Genomic DNA, 15,366 nt, shown 5'->3' on the forward strand with positions numbered 1-15,366 from the left:
GATCACCGACGACGAACTCACCGAAACCCAGCGACTCCTGAACATCAGACCGCGTCGCACCCTCGGCTACCGGAAACCAGCTGACATGATCAACGAACTGATCAACGGTGTTGCGCTGACAACCTGAAACCGCCGGCGGGGATGCGGCGCGAACTGACACGTGGACGCAGGCGGGCGCCCAGGGCGGTCAGAAGCGGCGGACGAGGGCGATGTCGCGCTCGGTGGCGGTGAAGCCCAGGCCTTCGTAGAGGGTGTTGGCTCGCGTGGGGGAGTCGGTGTCGACGTCGAGGACGGCTGCGTGAAGGGATGCCGCGGCGATCGCGGCCAAGGCCTCTGAAACGACCAGCGGCGCGAGACCCTGACCGCGGTGCGAGCGCACGACGCCGATCAGGTCGATGTAGGCGTGGGGTGCGCCGAAGGCGGCGAAGTCGTCTTCGATGACGGAGACGAGGCAGAACGCGACGAAGCGACCCGTGGCATCCACGGCCAGACGGGAGAGATCGGGGCGGAAGAAGTCGCCGCCGACGAAGTTCTGCCAGCGTTCCTCGTTCGTGGGCAGGCTGCCCCAGTGGTCGCGGAACGCGTCGTTGCGCGCGGCCAGCGCCTCAGCGTCTCTCGCGCGGTCATATGCCGTGACGGTTATGCCGTCGGGTGCGGTCACCGCCGGGAGGTCGGCGGTCACGTCACGGACCATCGTCGAGAACCAGCGCTCGGGCACGTACCCGGCGTTCTGCGCCACAGCGACATGACCGAGGTTGGTCTCGGGCGCGTACACCTTGAGCAGGCCCTCGGCGCCGCCGTTCTCCAGCGTCCGAGCGGCATCGGCGATCTGCTCGGTGCCGCGGGCATCGAGCCACGCCATCAGCGCGGCCCCGATGCCGCGTCGACGCCAGTCGGGGTGCACCGACCCGCCGATGTCGACGGACAGCTTGCCCTCGCTCCGGGACGGATGCAGCATCGCCGTCCCTGCGGCCACGATCTCGCCGTCGGCAGTCTCCGCGACGAGCGTGTCCCGCTCGACGTGCACGTGACTGAGCTCGAAGATCTCGGCGATGTCCTGTCGGGGCGTGATCCAGGTGGGATGGTCGAGCGCGTCGGATGCCGCGAACACGGCGTGGATCGCATCGATGTCGTCGGTGGTCGCCGGGCGCCAGCGGGCGATCGCGGGATGCTGCGGTGCCGCGGGTGCGACCGGCCGGCCGACGCGGTCGGCGAGGTGAGTAGTCGTCACGAGCGCCATGCTACGCGGCAACCGCGTCGGCGCCCCACGCAGGCCGCATCTCCGTCGCCGGCCCCGGGTTCGGCGGCAACGACGCCCGCCGCCCCACGGAGTTCGCCGCATCTCAGTCGCCGACCGCGCGCGCGGCGGCACTGCGGTCGCGCCCCGCCTCGCGGTCGTCCGAGGCGCCGCGGTCGTCCGCCTCGGATGCCGCAGCCTCGTCCTCCTCGCCCGCGGAGGACCCGTCCCCGCCGAACACCTCCCGTACCGACCACTGCGCGAGCTCGATGCGGTACCGCAGCTCGGCGCGGTCGTTCGCGGCGTCCTGCACCGCCTTCTCGACGACCGCGGCGAACACGCGTCCGCCGTCGGCGCCCGGATGGATCTTGTCGCCGGCGAGCAGGTCGGTCTTCTTCGCGATGGCGGAAGACCAGTCGGCGACGACGACGCCGGGGGTCGTGCGGGCGAACTCCTCGATCGTGCGGTTCACGCCCGGGATCCAGTCGCGCGGAGCGTACGCGTTCACGAGCACGAGGGTGCGCTCCGGCCCGATGTCCTCGCGGAGCCGCCGCAGGTCCGCTGCGTCGATCGTGCCGTTGGTGCCGAGCGCGACGACGACGTAGTCGCGCAGCTTCTCCTTGGCGCTCAGACGCGACACGATCCGGGTGCCGGTCGTCATCGACCGCGACACCTTCGCGTCGACGTCGATTCCCGGCATCCGTTCGAGCAGGCCCTTCGCGGAGGCGAGCATGACCGAGTCGCCGACGGCGGAGATGCGCGAGCCCGGCACGTCGGCGGGCTTCGGCATGACGGGCCGTCCGTCGGGCGCGACGCACACACCGACCTCGTCGGAGAGGTTCGCGGTCGCGCACTGGGGCGGCAGTGGAGCCACTCCCGGCCGCAACGCGGCTCCGGAGATCGTCGGGGTCGGGCGCGGATCAGCGGATGCCGCGTCGAGCGCGTTCTGCCCCTGCGCGACGACACTCTCGCTCGAGGCCATGGCGGGAGCCGCCGCGACGGCGGCGGTCGTGCCGGCGACGAGTGCCGCGCCGGCGGCGACGGCGAGGGTCGCCGCGAACCGGCGGACCGGGCGCCCGCGCAGGGCACGACCGAGCGTGGCGACCGATCCGCGCAGACCGCGCCGGCGGACGGGCTGCTCGATGAACCGGTACGACAGCATCGCCGCGGCGACGCTGAGCACCAGAGTGGCGACGCCGACCGGCACCGGAACGGCGACGTCGGGGGAGGCCCCCGTAACGGCGGCGGTCAGCAGCACCACGACCGGCCAATGCCACAGGTACAGCCCGAACGAGCGCTCGCCGATCCACCGCAGCGGCGCCACGTCGAGCGCACGGCCGAGCCACGCGCCGGGTCGGGCGGCGGTGGCGATGGCGACCACGGTAAGACCGGATGCCGCCACCAGCAGACCCGGGAACGTCGCCGCTCCCGTGCCCGTGGGAAGGGTCGCCAGGACGATGAGCGCCGCGACCGCGAGAACCCCGACGGCGTCGGGCGCGCGGCTGCCGGACAGCCGGGCGAGCGCGCCGCGCCAGCCGGAGGCCGCGCCGGCCGAACCCCACCGCTCCGGTCGCAGGAAGGCGAGGGCGACGCCGAGCAGCAGACCGAACGCGTGCGTGTCGGTGCCGTAGTACACCCGCGTCACGCCGTCCCCGACGAGGAGGACGGCCGCGAGAACCGAGGCCCCCGCGAGCGCGACGACGAAGAGCACCCGGGCGCGGCGGAGCAGGAGCACGGCGGGGAGCAGCAGCGGCCACAGCAGGTAGAACTGCTCCTCGACGGCGAGCGACCAGAGGTTCCGCAGCAGCTCGGGGGACGTCGACTCGAACGACCCCGCGCCGAAGTAGGACGACCCGGCGGCGATGCCCACCCAGTTGTAGGCGAAGGTCGCCGCACCCAGTAGCTGACCGCCGAGCCCGACAAGCACGTCGCCGCCGATCAGCCACGCGGCGCTCGCGCACACCAGCACCATGACCGCGATCGCAGGGAGCAGCCGCCGCGCGCGTCGCTGCCAGAACGCGCCGAGCGCGATGCGCCCGGTGGCCTCGCGCTCGCGCAGCAGGAGCGCCGTGATGAGGAAGCCCGAGATGACGAAGAACACGTCGACGCCGAGGAATCCGCCCGGCAGGATCTCCGCTCCGGGGACGCCGGGGAACAGGTGGTACACGACCACCAGGAGAACGGCGATCGCGCGGAGACCGTCGAGGCCGGCAAGGCGCGCAGAAGGAGTTCGAGTCATCACAGGGGGAGGAAATCGGGCGTGGGGGCGCGGCATCCAGTGTAGGTCGGGCATGTGAAAACGAGCGAAACGCGACCCGCCGGAAGGACCCTTCCCGCCGCGCCACGACTGACGGCGCGCCCCGCCGAGGAGTAGGTTGGGAGTACGAGAAACAGACCGCGCCGCTGATGGCTCCGCGATCAGGCAGACGGGTCGCCCTGAAGGGATGGACACCATGGCTGGCCACATCATCGTCGGAGTGACCGGAGCTCCTGTGTCGCGTCGTGCGGTCGACTGGGCCATCGCCCGCGCCGTCGAACGCAAGCAATCGATCGAACTGATCGCCGTCGTCGGCGGTGCGATCGGGACCGTCGGCGAAGCCGAGGTGCTCGGCGCCGCGCAGTCCGCGACGCAGCAGCTGCTCGAGAGCGAAGCGGCGCGCGTCTCGGCGGCGGGTGTCGCCGTGACCACGAAGGTCGACTCGGGCAACCCCGTCGCGAAGCTCATCGAGGCGTCGTCGGGAGCCGCGCTGCTGGTCATCGGCAGCGATTACCGCGGCCCGGGAACGGGCTCGGTGCGCGGCGTCCACGGCATCCGCATCGCCGCCGGCGCGAAGTGCCCCGTCGTCGTCGTGCCCGACACCGACCTCGCCACCGGAACCGGCGTTGTCGTCGGCATCGACGGTTCGAGCGTCTCGGAGCACGCGATCGAGTTCGCGGCGGCCGAGGCCGACCGGCTGGGCGAGCCGCTCATCGCCGTCAGCGCCTGGACCCCGCTGCAGACCCCGCGCAACGCCATGGAGGTCTACCCCGAGCTGTACCTCGCGAACATGCAGGCGATGACCGAAGAGGTGCTCTCGCTCTCGCTCGCGGGCCTGTCGTCGCGCTACCCCGACCTGAAGGTCGTGCGCCGTGCGGAGCGCGGTCACCCCTCGCAGGTGCTCGGTGAGATCGCCGAGGACGCACGCATGGTCGTCGTCGGCACGCACGGTCGCGGCGCGATCGCGCGCTTCCTGCTCGGCTCCATCAGCCAGGAGGTGCTGTCGCACCTGCCGACGGTCACCGCCGTCGTCCGCTGACCCGCGTGACGGATTCACCCCGGGTCCTCGTCATCGGCGAGGCGCTCATCGACATCGTCGAGCGCGACGGCGCCCACACCGAGCACGTCGGCGGCAGCCCCGCGAACGTCGCGGTCGGTGTGGCCCGCCAGGGCATCGCGACGACCCTGCTCACCTCGATCGGGCGCGACGACCGCGGCCGGCGCATCGCCGATCAGGTGCGCGCGTCGGGTGCCGAGGTGGCGGACGCCTCATGGACGGATGCCGCCACCTCCACCGCCCGAGCGGTGATCCAGCGCGACGGTTCGGCGCAGTACGAGTTCGCGATCGACTGGCACCTCGATGGGGGAGCGGCCGCAGCGCTGGGGGAGGTGGCATCCGTCGTCCACTCCGGTTCGATCGCGCTGTTCCTGCACCCCGGGGGAGAGGTCGTGCTCACCGCACTCGAGCGGGCCGCGGCGGCCGGAGCGATCGTGACGGTCGACCCGAACATCCGGCCCGCGCTCGTCGGCGACGACGCGCTCGCCGTCGCCGAGCGGGCGTTCGCGGCGGCGTCGCTCGTGAAGCTGAGCGATGAGGATGCCGCGGCGCTCTACCCCGGCCGCACCCCGCACGAGGTGCTCGACGCGATCGCCGCGCACGGCCCGTCGGTCGTCGTCATGACGCGGGGCGCCGAGGGGGCGCTCGCGCGCGGCGCGGCGGGCTTCGTCACGCAGGAGCCGTGGCGCGTCGAGGTCGCCGACACCATCGGTGCCGGCGACGCGTTCATGGCAAGCCTCGTGACGAGCAGCGTCGACGACCCGGGCTTTCTTCGCGGCGACGGCGGCGCGCTCGGGCGGGCGCTGCGGCGCGCCGCGGTTACGGCGGGTGTCACCGTCTCGCGGCCCGGCGCCGACCCGCCCACGCGCGCGGAGGTCGACGCGCTGCTCTGAGATCGATGCGCTGCTCTGAGATCGACGCGCTGCTCTGAGGCCGACGCGCGGCGCGGCGGCTCGGGGATCTGCGGGCTGCCGCGGGGCCGGCAGCTGGCGTGCGCAACTCCTCAAAAGTGGCGCGTCCCGAGCGGTGGGACCGGTTTCATCGCGGCATCCGCTCGATTCTTGAGGAGTTATGGACGAGGGGCGCGCGAGGCGCGAGGCACGTGGGGCGGGGGAGAGCCCGCCGACTAGGCTGGGGCTCGTGCGCCTGCGGATCGATCTCGCCTACGACGGCACCGCCTTTCGCGGCTGGGCGCGGCAGCCGAACCTCCGGACGGTGCAGGGCACGCTCGAGGCCGCGATCGCTCGCATCCTGGGCGGCGATCCGCGACTGGTCGTGGCGGGGCGGACGGATGCCGGCGTGCACGCCTCTGGTCAGGTTGCGCACCTCGATCTCACCGACGCGCAGCAGCAGCGGCTGCAGTCCGCCCGCAACCCCGATCCGACGGCGCTCGCCGCACGGCTGAACGGTGTGCTCGGCGCGTATGCCGATGTCGCCGTGCACCGCGTCACGGTCGCCCCGGAAGGGTTCGACGCCCGCTTCTCCGCCGTGTGGCGCCGCTACGAGTACCGGCTCGCCGACCGCACTTCCGGCTACGACCCGCTCGACCGGTTTCGCACGACGTATCTGAACGATGAGCTGGACGTCGCATCGATGGATGCCGCCGCGCGCAGCCTGCGCGGTCTGCACGACTTCGCGGCCTACTGCAAGCCGCGTGAAGAGGCGACGACGATCCGCACGCTGCTCGAGTTCGATTGGCACCGCGATGAGGGGGGAATCCTCATCGCGCATGTGAAGGCCGACGCGTTCTGCCACAGCATGGTCCGCGCACTCGTCGGCGGATGCGTCGCGGTGGGGCAGGGGCGGCTGAACCCCGATCATCTCGTCGAGATCCGTGACGCGCTCACTCGCGTCGACGAGGTCAAGGTGCTCGCCGCGCGCGGGCTCACCCTCACCGAGGTCGGGTATCCCGCGGACGACCTGCTGGCCCAGCGCGCGGAGCAGACCCGCAACCGCCGCGAGTTGGATGCCGACTGACGCGGAGTCGCGCGCGACACCCCCGGCCGCCGGCGCCCGCCCGCACACGACAAAAGAAGAACCCCCGAGCCGAAGCCCGGGGGTTCTTCTGTGCGTTGGTTCGCGAGTGCTTAGACCGTCTGACGCGAGCGGCGCACCGAGGTGGCCACCGCGATGCTGGCACCGGCGAGGACGAGAACGCCGCCGCCGATCCAGAGGCCGAGCAGTGAGTCGCCGTCGAAGCCGGTCGGCGTCAGCACGCCGCCCTCGCCCTCGCCACCGGTGGCGGCAACGGTGATGGTGACGGAGTCAGCGGCAGCGCCACTCTCGTCGCCGCTCGCGGTCAGCGTGTACTCGCCGGTCGCGTTCGTCGGCGGGGTGACGTCGACCGAGGCCGAGCCGTCGGCTTCTGCGTCCTTCTCGGTGCTGATGCTCTCGTCCGCGGCAGCCGCGACCTGAGCAAGCGTCGCGCTGCCGGCGAAGGCGCCGGTCAGCGTGAAGGTGACCGTCTCGCCGGGGATGAAGCCGGTGAACTCCACGGTGGCGGTGCCGCCGGCCGTGATCGTCACGGTGCCGTCGGCGGGAGTCGGGGTGTAGGCGCTCGCGACGGCCGGAGCCGCGAAGACCGCCGCTGCAGCGATCGCGAGAGACGCAACCGCCTTGCTGATCTTGTTCTTCATGGTGTCTGCGTTCGGTCGTCGGTATAGAAGGGACGCGGTATTCAGGAATCTCTCAGTAGGTGCAAGTCGATCGATTACCGTGAGGTAAACTCTCGAAGTTTGCGTGCCCTCTGTCGGTTGCTCGATGGTCGTGCCTGCCACCGCGACGGTCCCGCGGGCAACCCTAGACTGAGCGGGCGATGGCGCGCTTGTCGGCCTCGCCGACGAAGTAGCTCGTGACGTACGACTCGCCGCGCAGCACGAGCGTGAGGTCGGCCTTGCTGCGCACGCGGCGCTTCGACTCCATGAGCGTCGCGAGCAGATCGAACTCCGTGCGCGTGAGTGTGAGCTCGCGGCCCCCGACGAGCACCATGCGTTGCTCGGCGTGCACGGCGAGGTCGCGGTGCACCGCCCAGCGGGTCCGCCGACGGGGGACGCTTGCGACGCGTGTGCGACCTCAGCGCCGGGGTACATCGCGCCGGGGTACATCGCGCCGGGCACGGGCTGGGGGGCGCCGACGGGCGGGATGACGACGGTCGGGGTGCCGCCGGGGTACGGCTGCTGCGCGGGAGCGCTCTGAGGGGCCCCCTGCGGATTCACCGGCGGGTAGGCCGGCGTGACGACGCGCTCGTCGAACACCGGGCTCGTCGCGGTCAGCTCAGTCGGCATCTGCTCGCTCGTGCGGGCGCCGGGGAACGACGGCCCCGCGGCATCCTGCCGGGGAGCGACCGGCTGCACGGCCGTGCCACCCCGCGGCCGGCGGAGGAGGGACTCGACGCGGGCTCGCAATTCACGCGGCCGGAACGGCTTGACGACGTATTCGTCGGCGCCGGCGCCCAGGCCCAGCACGACATCGGCCTCCTCTTCGAGGCCGGTGATCATGATGATGTACGTGTCGCTCTGCGCGCGGATGCGGCGCGCCGCCTCGAAGCCGTCGATGCCGGGCATGTTCACGTCGAGGGTCGTGATGAGCGGCTGGTACGAGAGCACGGCACGCACACCGTCGATGCCGTTGCCCACCGAGACGGTGGAGAAGCCGGCAGCCTCCAAGACCTCCACGATGAGGTGGCGGATGTCGGGATCGTCCTCGACAATCACGGCAGTCTTGTGCATCGTGCCCGGATCACTCATCGACTTTGGCTCCCAGCATCCCGTGATAGAGGTCGTCTCATGCTACACACGCACGCAACCACTGCCCGTCGTACGTGTGGTCGCCGCGTGACGGGCGGTCAGCGCGCGTCACGGGTGAGGTCGACGGCGGCGAAGGGCCACCAGGTGCCCGCCTTCGGGCCGCCGTTGCATTCGCCGTCGCTCTCGCCGGGAGGCTTGATCCACAGGTTCGTGTCGACGATGTCGTCGGCGTAGGTGCCGCCCGGGTCGCCGACCGTCTGCCACGACGGGTTGCACCACTCACCGCCCGACGACGCCGACCCGTTGCGGGAGGTGTCGACCACGGCGTGCATGCCGTCGAGCTTCGCCGACAGCTCGGCGGCGTAGGCGAACTCGTCGGTCGTGGACTGATAGTTCGACACGTTCGTCGCGAACCCCCGCACCGAGCCGACGAGCCCGGTCTCGCGGATGAGGCTCGCCATCCGGTCGGCGCCGAGCCAGTTGCTGTGGCCGCCGTCGACGTAGACCCAGGTGCCCGGTGACGTCAGTTCATCGACGGCGGCGGTGAGCTGGCGGGCACGGTCGGCGATGTTGCCGCACTCGGGGGCGAGTGCGATGCTGTCGGGCTCGAGCACCACGATCTTCTGCATGTCAGGAGCGGTCTCGAGCGCGTCGCCGATCTCGGCGACCCACCGCGGGTAGTCCTCGTCCGACAGACCGCCGGCGGAGTGGTTGCCGCAGTCTCTCTCCGGCAGGCCGTACACGACGACGGCCACCGAGCGGCTCTGCTCGCGTGCCTGCCCGAGAAGGTCGAGCACGGTCTCGCCGACGCGACCGCGCGGATCCTGTTCGGGTGTGAGCCAGTAAGCGGTGGGCTGCGCGGCCAGCCAGGCCGTGGCATCCGCTTCTTCACCGGAGAGACCGGTGAGCGCCTGGTTCGCCTTGGACTGCTCGGGGGCGATGATCATCGTGCCGAGTCCGGGCGGTGTGGCTGTCAAAGTGTGGAATCCGCGGGTGAGGAGGCTGCCGACGGTGGCGATCAGGATGATCAGGAGGACGAGCGCGGCGGCGACGGCGATCGCAATGAGTACGCCGGCCGGCGGCATCCGCAGCTTCCTGAAAGCCACGGTGAAACTCTAGTCATAGGCTGATGCCGATGATCACCGTCGTCTCGTACAACCTGCGAAAGCATGCCGCAGCCGGCGAGCTCGCCGAGCTCGTGCAGCGGCACGATGTCGACGTGCTGTGCCTGCAAGAGGTCGACACCGCCGACATGCCCGACCGGATCGGCGGGCTCGTGCTGGCGGATGCCACGAGGCAGAACCGGCTGGGCCTTGCCATCTACTACCGCGAGAACGGGTTCAAGGCGGGGGCGAGCCGCTCGTTCTCACTGAAGAAGTCGCTCCACGACCGCGTGCTCAAGCCGGCGGACGAGCGGATGCTGGGGCTCCATCTCACCGACATCGACCACGGCACCGAGTTCATCGTCGCGTCGTTCCACGCGGCGCCGCTGACGGCGCTCAACGCGCTCCGGCGGCATCAGATCACGGCGGCGCTGAACGAGCTCGCCACCCTCGGCAAGGGCGACCCGATCCTGATGGTCGGCGACTACAACTACCCGGTGTTCAAGGAGAACCTCGGGCAGGTGGTGCGCGAGAGCGGGTACGAGCTGCGTTTGAGTGATGCGCGCACGTACACCCGGTACAAGTTCTTCCGCGGGCACTACGACTTCGCGACCTCGCGCGGCTTCGAGGTCGGGCAGGTGACGACGCTGCCGCAGGGCGCCAGCGACCACCTGCCGATCCTGGTGACGGCGCGGCCGCTCACCCGTCGGGCGCCGCGGGAGGGCTGAGGGTCAGTCCTCGGTCTTGTCGCGGTGACGGCGCATCGCGGCGGCGCCGACGATGACCGCGCCTGCGAGGAGCAGCGCGCCGCCGCCGATCCACAGGCCGAGCAGCTGGTTCGAGTCGAAGCCGCTGATGGGCAGCGCGCCGTCGTCCGAGGTGTCGATGACGGCGCTTGCCGTGCCGCCGGCCGAGGTCGGCGAGACAGCGGCGATGTTGTACACACCGCGGGCGTTGTCGGGCAACGTGATCTCGATTGGAGGGAGCGCGCCGTCGGCGTCGGACTCGTAGACGGCGCTCGCCGTCGAGACCGCGGCGCGCACCATCCCGAAGGTGGCACCGGCGCCGTTCTCGCCGGTGATGGTGACGGTGACGGTTTCGTTCGCGCCGAAGGTGGCCTCTTGACACCCGAACACGATGACGTCGCCGGGGCCTGCGCCGGTGGCATCCGATGTGCAGGATCCGACCGGCGGGTAGATGCTCGACGCGGATGCCGCGGCGGGCGCAGCCATCAGCAAGGCGGCCGCGAGGAGTGCGGTCGTCGTGGAGCGGAGGCTGCGGCGCATGGGGAGCTGCTTTCGGCGGAGGGTCACCGTCGCCGCGACTCTCGCGACGGACATCTTCGCGGGGGAGTCTATACGGCGATCGCTAGTTCTCCGAGCAGTCCGCCCGCACCGTAGGTGAAAGGGATGCGTCAGCGGTCGGGGTGACCCACGCCTCAGCGGCCGTGACATCGGTGACTGCGCGCGCCGTGACGGTCACCGAGCCGCTCTCGCCGGGCTCGAGGTCGAGGACGTAGGAGAGCACCTGCCGGTCGCCGACCAGCCCTCCGCCGACGCTGCGGCCGGTGGCCGTGTGGAAGGTGACGACCTCGAATCCTGCGGGCAGGTACACGTCGCCGACCGTGCGGGCGACGCCGGGCTCGACGCCGTAGACGCCGCCGCCGGTGATGTACCACGGCAGCGAGTCGGCGTCGGCCGGCGCGTTGCTCGTCAGCGTGATGTCGAGGGTGACCTCGCGCGTGCGGATGCCTGTCGCGCAGTCGTTGTGTGTGAGGGAAACCTCGGGTGTGACATAGAAGTCCATCTTCGAGCCGGTGCCGTCGTTGAAGTAGACGCCCCATCGTGCAGTCTCGTGATCGTTGGGCGGCAGGGCGCTGGCGAGAGAGGTCTCGGCAAGGATTGACTGCTCGGTCTCGTCGGCGCTCCACAGGTGGAGACGACGCTCCTCCCCAGCGCGCGTCAGCGCCATGATCAGCTTGGTCGGGTCGACCGCCCCGTCTGTGAGCGACTGGAAGATCGCGTCGGCCGCGGCAGCGAAGAACGCGTCCTGTCGGGCAGGCTCGGTGTAACGAAAGTACACCTCGTTCAAGAGGAGATCGACGGCGTTCGCACTCGTCAGTTCGTCGCCCGTAGGGAGCAGGACCGGGCCGGTTGCGTCCAGGAGGTAGGACAGTGCCACTGGATCGATAGCGACGGCGCTGCGGACCGCGTTTCCTTCGCGGGCCGCAAATTCTCGTGCGAGCGAGGCGGTGACGGCGAAATCCGGGACTTGAGTGACGTTCATCATGAAGCGGCCGGGCTTGGTCTGGTAAATGGATTCGTAGTCGGCGAGGTCGGCGACGGGCGGGTCGGCGGGTGAATATTGCTTGTACTGGCTACCCGGCCGTTGACCGATCAGTCGGATGCTCCCGTTGTCCGTTCGGATGACAGCTGTGGCGCCGACGATGCCGCCGAGCGAACGCCACTCCGCATTGTTCTGCACGAGCAGGAGGTGCTCGCGCGGGCCGTCCGCTCCGAGCAGCGCCGGCAGCAGCGAACTGGTGCGTGCGAGGGCATCGGTGACCGTCGCGGCCTGATCGAGGAGGGTGTCGACCTCGGCCACCGCGTCGGCGATGACACCCATGAGGCCGTTGCGGTCGAGGTCGGCGATGTCCTGTCGTGCAGCGGCTGCCGCCTCGGCGGCGCGCCAGGCGGGTTGCTCGAGCGACGTGAATACGGCGGTGTCGATGCGGCCCTCGACGGGGCGGAATGCCTCGGTACCGAAGCCGCCGGCCACGGCGGCGATGGGGGCGGCGGCATCTGTCACGACGATGTCGATGGCCTCTGCGACGCGGGCGACCGCGTGCAGCTGCGGTCCGACCCACGGCGCACCTTCCACCGTTGTCCAGATCGGGTCGGAGGTGAGTTCGCGGGCCGTAGCGGTGTGCGCGGCGAGGTCGTTGATCGCGGAGGCGGCGGCCCCGATGTCGTCGAGCTGGCCGGCGATGTCGCCGGCGGACTGCTGCGCGGTGCGCAGGTGATCGTATGCGAGTGCACCACGCACGCCGACCCAGGCGGCGACCGCGACGAGCGCGATGACGGCGGCGATCAGAAGCCAGGCGAAGACGCGCCCGGCGGTGCGGGCGGGTCGGGGCAGGAAGGGCGCAGACATCGGCTCGATCCTACGGGGCGGCTTCGTGCCGACCCCATCAGTGCGCGAAGACGGCCCGCTCCCAGCGGTCGCCGCCGGAGATCTGCGCATGCTCGGCGGCTTCGGCGGCGGCAGCGCACAGGCGCGTCAGATCGTAGTCGGCGAGCGGCGCGGCGGCGAGGCCGATGCTCGACGAGAGGCGCACCGGGATGGCCTGCTGGTCGGTCACGGTGCCGATGCGCTCGAGGAGGCGCGACAGGATCGCGCGCACGGCGGTGTCGGGACGGGGCAGGAGCACCACGTACTGGGTGGGCGACAGCGCGTGGATGTCGGCCTCGGGTGGCATGACGGCGCGGACGTCATTGCCGAATCGGGTGGTCACCCGGTCGAAGGCGCGGGCGTTGGACGCCTCGAGCAGCTCGCCCGCGTCGTCGAGGCGCACGTCGATGACCGACCACCACTTGTCGCCCGCAGCCTTCGCGCGGTCGAGTCGTTCCTGTGCGACGAGGCGGAAGTCGCTGGTCTCACGCACGCGGGTCTGCACGTCGCCGCCGCGGACGATCGAGAGGAGGGTCACGAGAGCGCACACCAGGTAGACGCCCGCGACGAGTTCGTTCATCGCCCGGATTCCGAGCAGATCGACTTCGGTCTGCCCGCGTCCGTTCTCGATGGCGAAGACGACGCCGTCGATGACGAGCAGCAGCGCCAGCGCACTGAACGCGGTGGTGGCGACGACGAGGGGCAGCGACAGGTCGCGCAGCGGCTTGCTGATGTGCACGAGGTCGATCGCGGCGAGTGTCGAACAGAGCCCCGCGAGCCCGAAGGTGAGGTGGAATACCAGGCCGTACCACTTGGTCTCCGCGGTGAGTCCGAGCGCGAGCGTGAGGACGATGAACGACACCACGACCGGCGTGAGGAACACTGGCGTGCGCCCCCGCCCTACGCGGAGCCCCACCCACAGCAGGCCTGTCGCGCAAAGGAGCGGGCCGTTCGACGCCGCGCGGAGGATGCTCGAATCGATCGAGTCGGCCGTGACGATGAGGTATGTCGACAGCATCGCCACCGCGAATGCGACCGACCAGATCGCCGCCATCCGCGACGGGAACGGCAGGAACCCCAGACCGATGATGATCGTCGCGCAGGTCGTCGCGAGGGCGACGAGGACGGTCGTCACGTCGACGTCGATCACAGGTCCCCCTCCGGTGACGGCGCTGCGGGAAACCTCACCGTGACGGTGGTGCCTTTGCCGAGAGTGCTGTCGACGGAGATGTTACCCCCATGGCTCTCGACGATATCGCGGGTGATGCCCATGCCGAGCCCCGTGCCGGTGATGTCGCCGTCCTTCACGTTCTGAGCCCGGAAGTACGGCGTGTAGATCTGGTCGACATCTTCGGGCGTCATGCCGATGCCGTCGTCCGCGACCGTGACCTCGATCTCCTGCCCGAGGTGTCGCCCCTGCACATGCACGGCGCCGCGGTCGGTGTACTTGATGGCGTTGCTCAGGAGGTTGTCGATCACCTGCCGCACGCGGAACTCGTCGCCGTCGATGCAGAGGCTCTCGTCGATGTCGCTGTCGAGGGTGATCTCGGCGGCGGCCGCGGCGGGGAGGAAGGCTTGTACGGATGCCGCGGCGAGGCTCCCGAGATCGAACACCGCCGGAGCGGGCTCGTCGCTCCGGGACTGGGTGAGGATGCCCTGGATGAGGGTCAGCATCCGCTCGCTTGCCGATTCGATCACGGCTAAATGGTCGCGCTGGGTGGGTGTCAGCCCGTCGCTTTCGAGGAGCAGGTCGGCGTGCCCGAGGATCGCGGTGAGCGGGTTGCGGAGCTCGTGGGAGACGACGCGGGTGACGTTGGGCTGCTCGCGCTGCGCTTCGGAGGCGGCGGTGAGGTCTTCGAGCTCGATGAGGTAGGTCGGCTCGTCGAGCGAGTTGGTCTGGGCTGGGCTTACCGTGAGGCTCATGGCGCGCCAGGTGCCGCTGCGATCGAAGAGCCACAGGCGCTCGCCGTCGGCTGGTTCGCCCCGAGCGGCGCGGGCCACCGAGGTCTGGGGAGGGGTGAGCGCCGTACCGCGGTAGTCGGTGTACTCGACGGCGCCGCCGAGGGAGAAGCGGAGGTCGCGGGGGTCGAGCGCGTACAGCTCGCGGTACGCCGCGTTGGCCGCGACGATCTCGCCGCCCGAGCTGACCCGGGCGAGGGCGACGGAGATCGCGTCGAAGACGGCGTTCACGCGACGCTCGGCGGCCTGCACCCGGTGCAGGGTGCGGTCAAGACGGTCGGCCTGCCTCCGGGTGAGGTTTCGGAATGCTCTTGTCCGCCGGGCGCCCACGCTGATCGTGATGCCGAGGAATGCCAGTGCGATCAGGACGATGAGGAGCTCGAGGATGACGGACAGGGTGTACGCAGTCGGAAACTCGTCTGCCAGGTTCATCGCCCCGGTCAGGATGAGGGCGAGGGTCAGCTCTCGCGTGGAGTAGTACGTCGCGATCCAGGCGATCGGGAACACCCAGAGGAACCCGAGCACCTCGGAGCCGAATGACATTATGCCCACGCCCACGATGTCGAGGGCGGGGAGGATGAGCACGGCGGCTTTCGGGTGTCGGGCCCAGGGTGTCACGAGGGAGGTGATGGATGCCGAGACGATGACGATGACCCCGGCCAGGAACGCGGGGTGCGTCAGCAGCTGTTCGTCGAGGATCGCGACCACGACGCCGATGGCGACGACGCTGAAGGTGAAGATGAGCTGCCACTGCCACACCGACCGCACCCGCGTGCCGATGAGCTGGCTGTCCGACCACCTGCTCACATATGTGCTCATGCCACGCTCGGCGGCGC

General features: G+C 70.5%; 12 protein-coding genes and 1 pseudogene. 4 read left to right on the top strand and 9 right to left on the bottom strand.

Annotated elements, in window-relative coordinates:
• Positions 1-187: 187 nt before the first annotated feature.
• A complete protein-coding gene (locus ACHFGS_RS11690; RefSeq protein WP_394279164.1) occupies positions 188-1,231 on the bottom strand; it encodes a GNAT family N-acetyltransferase in 1,044 nt (347 codons plus the stop codon).
• Between the two features lie 112 nt (positions 1,232-1,343).
• The gene (locus ACHFGS_RS11695) at positions 1,344-3,476 is read right to left on the bottom strand and encodes an acyltransferase family protein (protein WP_394289487.1); all 2,133 of its coding nucleotides are present in this window, start codon (positions 3,474-3,476) and stop codon (positions 1,344-1,346) included.
• Positions 3,477-3,690: 214 nt separating this feature from the next.
• Between ACHFGS_RS11695 and ACHFGS_RS11700 the strand changes: the two genes are divergently transcribed.
• The 3 genes from ACHFGS_RS11700 (at position 3,691) to truA (ending at position 6,528) form a co-directional block, all read left to right on the top strand.
• Complete coding sequence (locus ACHFGS_RS11700; protein WP_394278698.1) at positions 3,691-4,533, top strand: universal stress protein; 843 nt, start codon at positions 3,691-3,693, stop codon at positions 4,531-4,533.
• Between the two features lie 5 nt (positions 4,534-4,538).
• Positions 4,539-5,444 (top strand): PfkB family carbohydrate kinase, encoded by a 906-nt coding sequence (locus tag ACHFGS_RS11705; RefSeq protein WP_394278699.1) that lies wholly within the window; start codon positions 4,539-4,541, stop codon positions 5,442-5,444.
• Positions 5,445-5,691: 247 nt separating this feature from the next.
• Positions 5,692-6,528, top strand: a complete 837-nt coding sequence (gene truA, locus ACHFGS_RS11710; RefSeq protein ID WP_394278700.1) for a tRNA pseudouridine(38-40) synthase TruA — start codon at positions 5,692-5,694, stop codon at positions 6,526-6,528.
• A gap of 110 nt (positions 6,529-6,638) precedes the next feature.
• Here the strand turns inward: truA and ACHFGS_RS11715 are convergent, their stop codons facing one another.
• From ACHFGS_RS11715 to ACHFGS_RS11725, 3 genes and pseudogenes are all read right to left on the bottom strand, one after another.
• Positions 6,639-7,187 (bottom strand): hypothetical protein, encoded by a 549-nt coding sequence (locus ACHFGS_RS11715; RefSeq protein WP_394278701.1) that lies wholly within the window; start codon positions 7,185-7,187, stop codon positions 6,639-6,641.
• A gap of 163 nt (positions 7,188-7,350) precedes the next feature.
• Positions 7,351-8,279 (bottom strand): annotated as a pseudogene (locus ACHFGS_RS11720) (response regulator).
• A gap of 116 nt (positions 8,280-8,395) precedes the next feature.
• Entirely contained in the window at positions 8,396-9,403 is a 1,008-nt protein-coding gene (locus ACHFGS_RS11725) for a glycoside hydrolase family 6 protein (RefSeq protein WP_394278702.1), read from the bottom strand.
• Between the two features lie 29 nt (positions 9,404-9,432).
• On the opposite strand from ACHFGS_RS11725, the gene ACHFGS_RS11730 reads away from it, so the two are divergent.
• Positions 9,433-10,128 (top strand): endonuclease/exonuclease/phosphatase family protein, encoded by a 696-nt coding sequence (locus ACHFGS_RS11730; RefSeq protein ID WP_394278703.1) that lies wholly within the window; start codon positions 9,433-9,435, stop codon positions 10,126-10,128.
• 3 nt (positions 10,129-10,131) lie between these two features.
• On the opposite strand, the gene ACHFGS_RS11735 is transcribed toward ACHFGS_RS11730, so the two are convergent.
• Genes ACHFGS_RS11735 through ACHFGS_RS11750 form a run of 4 tightly spaced genes read right to left on the bottom strand, consistent with a single transcriptional unit; the run spans position 10,132 to position 15,349 of the window.
• The gene (locus ACHFGS_RS11735) at positions 10,132-10,740 is read right to left on the bottom strand and encodes a cell wall protein (RefSeq protein WP_394278704.1); all 609 of its coding nucleotides are present in this window, start codon (positions 10,738-10,740) and stop codon (positions 10,132-10,134) included.
• Positions 10,741-10,768: 28 nt separating this feature from the next.
• Positions 10,769-12,553: a DUF4012 domain-containing protein gene (locus tag ACHFGS_RS11740; RefSeq protein WP_394278705.1), complete on the bottom strand. Its 1,785-nt coding sequence runs from the start codon at positions 12,551-12,553 to the stop codon at positions 10,769-10,771.
• 37 nt (positions 12,554-12,590) lie between these two features.
• Positions 12,591-13,721 (bottom strand): hypothetical protein, encoded by a 1,131-nt coding sequence (locus ACHFGS_RS11745; RefSeq protein ID WP_394278706.1) that lies wholly within the window; start codon positions 13,719-13,721, stop codon positions 12,591-12,593.
• Positions 13,718-15,349 (bottom strand): ATP-binding protein, encoded by a 1,632-nt coding sequence (locus ACHFGS_RS11750; protein WP_394278707.1) that lies wholly within the window; start codon positions 15,347-15,349, stop codon positions 13,718-13,720. Before ACHFGS_RS11750 ends, ACHFGS_RS11745 begins: the two co-directional genes overlap by 4 nt.
• Between the last annotated feature and the right edge of the window lie 17 nt (positions 15,350-15,366).

The sequence above is a fragment of the Microbacterium sp. genome (assembly GCF_043427715.1).
Taxonomy (GTDB): domain Bacteria; phylum Actinomycetota; class Actinomycetes; order Actinomycetales; family Microbacteriaceae; genus Microbacterium.